This window comes from Streptococcus sp. CCH5-D3 (genome assembly GCF_001556435.1).
GTDB lineage: Bacteria > Bacillota > Bacilli > Lactobacillales > Streptococcaceae > Streptococcus.
In genome coordinates, this window is the sequence record NZ_LSIW01000136.1 from 1 (window position 1) to 474 (window position 474).

The following is a 474-nucleotide window of genomic DNA, read 5'->3' on the forward strand; positions in this document are numbered from 1 at the left end:
CACATAACTATGGCTTTATCGTGCGTTTCCAAGCAGGTAAAGAAGCTTCAACCGGTTACATGCCAGAAGCGTGGCACATCCGCTATGTGGGGAAAGAAGCTAAAGATATTCACGATTCAGGCTTGAGTTTGGAAGAATACTTCGGTATCGAAGGTGGCGATTATGCTGCTAGCAGCAAACCAGCCACTACAGGTGCTATCAACCTTCCAGCGACAGGAACTTATACCTTCACAGGTCGTGCGTCAATCAAGGCGGAAGCCAAAGTTTCAAGCCCAGAGTTGGCCTACTATGACAAAGGTATGAGCGTTAACTACGATAAGGTTTTGACAGCCGATGGTCATCAATGGCTTTCATATGTAACAGCAAGCGGTGCCCGTCGTTACGTTGATATTGCAACAGTTAAAGCGACAGAAACTAAACCAGAAGTTAAACCGGTTGCTAAGCCAGCGGATAAACCAAATCTCCCTGAATCAG

At 46.4% G+C, this 474-nt stretch carries 1 protein-coding gene; it reads left to right on the top strand.

Annotated features, from left to right (window positions below):
- Positions 1-474, top strand: a 474-nt coding sequence (locus tag AX662_RS08945; protein ID WP_197414700.1) for an SH3 domain-containing protein, incomplete at both ends; no start/stop codon positions are given.